Origin of the sequence: Streptomyces flavofungini, from assembly GCF_041028215.1 — a bacterium.
Lineage (GTDB): Bacteria > Actinomycetota > Actinomycetes > Streptomycetales > Streptomycetaceae > Streptomyces > Streptomyces flavofungini_B.
Genome location: NZ_JASKYR010000684.1, coordinates 1 through 4,415, shown reverse-complemented (window position 1 = coordinate 4,415; position 4,415 = coordinate 1). Strand labels below are relative to the sequence as shown.

The following is a 4,415-nucleotide window of genomic DNA, read 5'->3' as shown; positions in this document are numbered from 1 at the left end:
GTGGGGCCCGCGTTCACTTCCCGCGCGGGGTGGGGCCCGCGATGACCGGCCCCGCCGGCTAGGCCGGGGCCACGAGGAGCGGCCGTGCCCGCTCCCGCAGCTCCACCACCCGGGGCTCGTCCCCGTACGGTTCGAGCCGGTGCAGGAGGTCCTTCACGTACTCCGTCGTCCGCGCGGAGGAGATGCGTCCCGCCACCTCCAGTGCGCGGGTGCCCTGCTCGCACGCCGCGTCGAGGTTGCCGGACTCCAGCTCGGCGACGGCCGAGACGACGAGGCGCAGGCCGTGCGAGCGCACGAACTCCTCGGTGGGGCGGGAGAGCGCCTGTTCGGTGAAGCGGCGGACCTGCCGGGGCGCCTTCAGGTCGCGGTAGCACTCGGCGGCGTCCGCGGCGAAGCGGTCGTAGGAGTAGAAGCCGAGCCAGGACGGGTCGTTGTCACCGTCACGGGCCCGTTCGAGCCAGCCCTCGGCGGCCCGCAGCGCGGCCCCCGCGGCCTGCGCGTCGTGGGCACGCGCGTGTGCCCGCGCCTCCACGAGGCGGAAGAAGCTCATGGTGCGGGCCGTGGCGAGTCCGCGGTTGCGCTCCAGGGCGGCCTGCGCGAGGTCGACGCCCTCGTCGCCGAAGCCGCGGTAGGTGGCCTGGAGGGACATGGAGGCGAGTACGTACCCCCCGAGGGGGACGTCGGCGGCGGCGCGGGCCAGGCGCAGCGCCTGGATGTAGTAGCGCTGGGCGGCCTCCTGCTGGCCCGTGTCGAAGGCCATCCACCCGGCGAGGCGGGTCAGTTCGGCGGAGGCCCCGAAGAGGGCGCGTCCGACCTCGTCGGAGTAGGAGCCGAGGAGCAGCGGCGCGGCCTCGACGCGCAGGCACTCCGGCACCATGGAGGAGCGCCAGTCGCCGCCGCCGTACTTGGAGTCCCAGCGCCGGGCGTCCTCCGCGGCCTCCCGGAGCTTCAGGACATCGCTGTGGCCGACCTTCATCGGCGCGCCGTTGTCCTCGGCCTGTGCCGCGTCGCGCGGCACCTCCTCGGAGGCGTCGCGCGCGACGGAGCTGTCGGCCGGGGTTATCAGCCAGCGGGAGGCAGGTGTCGCGTACGCGCTCACCGCGAAGGACCCGGCCAGGGACTGCCAGATGCCGCCGGTGCCCGCGCGCCGCCCCGCTAAGTCCAGGCGGTACAGCTCGGTCGCCGACTTGACCGCGGCGCCCACGTCACGGGGGAAGGCGAGGCCCACCTCCGGCGCGGGGTCGGCGTCGGCGAGGCCGATCTCGTGCAGCGGCACGGGCCGCCCGAGCTTCTGTCCGATGGCCGCCGCGATCAGGTGCGGGGCGGCGCCCTGCGGCACCATGCCCTTGGACACCCAGCGGGCGACGGACGTCTTGTCGTAACGGAGCGTCAACCCGCGTTGGGCACCCAGGTCGTTGACCCGGCGGGCGAGACCCGCATTGCTGATTCCCGCGAGGGCGAGAACCGTGCCGAGCTTTTCGTTCGGCCCGCGTTGCTCCCTGGACATGGCCACCCCTCGACACAGACGGCTGCCGGGCGGTGGCTGGACCGCACGGCATTCGTGCTGTGTTCCCCGGGGGCGGGCACCCATGCCGCGACCGCCGTGGACCGGACATCAGGCACCGTGGCCTGAGCTCCGGGCGCCGTGGCCGGATCGACGGCCGCAAGAGCGTTTGGCCGATCCTCCAGGTATATGCCTCCGCGAAAACATCAGCACACACAGCGTAGTTCGCCGCATCCCAAGCGTTAAGAGGCCCAGTTCCGGATGGCGAGATTGTTGTACGTGCGGGGGTGCGCGGCTGCTGTGGCGTGCTCCCGGTGTGTGGCCGTGCGCCTGTGTGTGCGCTCTTCTCCGGCCATGACGGGAGCGCTTCGATTGGCGATGCGTGGGTCGGCCCGCTGCGCTGGAGTCAGTGGGCTGGGGGACACCGCCGCCTCCATCCCCGCGGGCGGCGGACCGGTCCGGGAGGCGAACACCGCCTCCCGGGCTGTGTGTTGTCCGCGCGAGGTTCCCCGCTGGGCTGATCCCTGGCCGATTTGGCCGAAAACACTCCCAGGGCACAACGGGCATTTCGCCCGTCGGCGCCGTGCGCGAGGGACGCGCCGGACGCGTACGAGGACAGGCACAAGGACAGGTTCGGAAGCGCGCACAAGAAGGGGAGCGAAGTCAGCGCTTCAACCACCGCCTCCCTGGGGTGCATTCACCGCCGCACAAGCGGCCACGCGGGCCCTCCCGCGCGCCTCCTTCGTGGCAGCATGGGACCCGAGTTCTTCGGTGCACTGGTCGGCCGTGCCCGTCGGCGGGCCGCCGACGGCCCCGTCCACAGCCTGTGGAGGCAGCGATGCGGTGGTTGGTGGGGTGGAGCAGTACCGCCGCGAGGCCCTCGGTGGTGGGCTCGGCCGGAGCCACCGGTGACGACGGCGAGGCCGTGCACCCCGTGGGCTCCCAGCTCCTGTGGGGCGACCCCGACCCGCTCTGGGCGGTCGGCGACTGGCGGGCCGACGAAGTACGCACAGTGACGGCCGACGAGCGGACCCGCATCGCGGTGCTCGGCACCTGCGGAGCGTCGGACGAGGAACTGAAGACCGGTCTGCTCTCCGCGCGCGGCGGCGCCATGCGCCATCTGACCGCCTGGTCCGGCAGCTACACGGCGGTCGTCCAGATCGGCCGCCGCCTCATGGTCGCCGGAGACCTCGCGGGCGCGCGCCCCGTCTTCTACACCCCCTGGGCGGGCGGTACGGCGTACGCCACCGCGGCGCTCCCGCTGGCCGACCTCATCGAGGCCCACCTGGACATCGGCCACCTCGCGGCGCTCCTTGCCGCCCCCGACGTCCCCGAGGCGCTGCACGACTCGACGCCCTACCAGGGCGTGCGGCGCGTGCCCCCGGGGCACGCGCTCATCCTGCGCGCGGGCGCACGGGAGATCACGGGGTACGACCCGGTGGCCTCGCTCGCCGTCGCGGCCCCCGCCGCCGACCCGAACAGCGCCGTCGAAGGGGTGCGCGACGCCCTGGTGGAGGCGGTGCGCGCCCGCCTCACCGCGCCGCGCCACGTGCCCGGCACGGACATCGACCCGGGCCCGGTGCCCGGAATGGGCCCGGCCGAGCGGCGCGCGGCGCGCGGCATGCCGGTGCCCGGCATCGGAGCCGACCTCTCCGGAGGCCCCGCCTCGGGCACCCTCGCCCTGCTGGCGGCGGGTCTGCCCGGAATGCCGGGCACCGTCCTCGGGCACGGCACGGGCGCGGGCGAGCGGCTCCTCGCCGTCACCTTCAACGACCTCGCCGTCAACGGCCGCGAGGCCGAGCTGGAACGCGCCGGGGCCATCGCGGCCAACCCGCGCCTGCATCACGTGGTCGTCGCCGGGGGCGAGGACGCGCTGCCCTACGCCGATCTGGACGGGCCCCTGACGGACGAGCCGGGCGCCACCCTGGTGACCGCCCAGCGCCACCGCGCGCGGCTCTCCTCCGGCAGCGCCGACCACTTCACGGGCTACGGGGCGCGGCAGGTCCTCGACGCCCACCCGGCCCGCCTCGCCGACCTCCTGATGGACCGCAAGCGCCGCCACCTGGTGCGTCCGGTGGCCGCCCTCACGAAGGCCGACGGCTCGGTGATGGTCCCCGCGCGCGTGTACGGCGCGGCCCGCAAACTGGCCAGGACACCGCATCGCGCGGGCGTCGACTCCCTCGCCGAGCGGCTCCTCCAGCGGCGCTTCGAGGAACCGGGCGGGGCCGTGGGTGCCTCGCTCGCCGCCCTCACCTGGGCCAGACCCGGGCCCGCCGCCCGCTGGCTGACCGGCGAGGCGCTGGCTGAAGTATCGGTTCGGCTGAACGACACGACCCTGCGCGCCAACGGGCCGGGACAGCGCCCCGGCGAGTTCCGCGCACGGGCCGCCCTCGCCCGGCACGCGGCGGAGTTCCGCATCCTCGAACAGGCCGCCGAGGTCCGCTTCCAGCGGCTGCACGCCCCCTTCCTGGACAACCAGGTCGTCCGCGCGTGCCGGGCGCTCCCCGAGGCGCTGCGCGTCCAGCCGGGAGCGCGGGCCGCGATCCTGCGCACGGTCCTTGAGGGCGCGGGCGTCGCCGACCTGCCGCCCGGCTGGGGAGCCCCCTCCCACGCCCCGAACGCGGCGGCCGCCCGGACCGGGCTGCGCACCGCCGTGGACGACCTGATCGCCCTCTTCGACACCCCGCTGCTCGCCCAGGCGGGCCTGGTGGAGGCCCGCGTCGTCCGCAAGGCCCTGCGCGAGGCCGCCGAGGGCGAGCCCCTCCCCCTGGACGGCCTGGCCGAGCTGGTCTCCACCGAACTCTGGCTGCGCAGACTGCTGTCGCGAAGAGGAACGTGCTGGACGGGAACTCCGGCACGACAGCGGGCCGTCCCCACGGGGAGCGTGATTCCGCAGCGAGGGGCGCTGGGG

At 74.9% G+C, this 4,415-nt stretch carries 2 protein-coding genes; one reads left to right on the top strand and one right to left on the bottom strand.

What is annotated here, in order from left to right; all coding sequences use genetic code 11:
• Positions 1–58: 58 nt before the first annotated feature.
• Positions 59–1,507 carry an MFS transporter gene (locus AB8Z36_RS32480; protein WP_369216973.1) on the bottom strand — a complete coding sequence of 483 codons (1,449 nt, stop codon included), beginning with the start codon at positions 1,505–1,507 and terminating at the stop codon, positions 59–61.
• 835 nt (positions 1,508–2,342) lie between these two features.
• Between AB8Z36_RS32480 and AB8Z36_RS32475 the strand changes: the two genes are divergently transcribed.
• Positions 2,343–4,415 (top strand): asparagine synthase-related protein (locus AB8Z36_RS32475; RefSeq protein ID WP_369216972.1); only part of this gene is annotated, 2,073 nt, incomplete at its 3' end.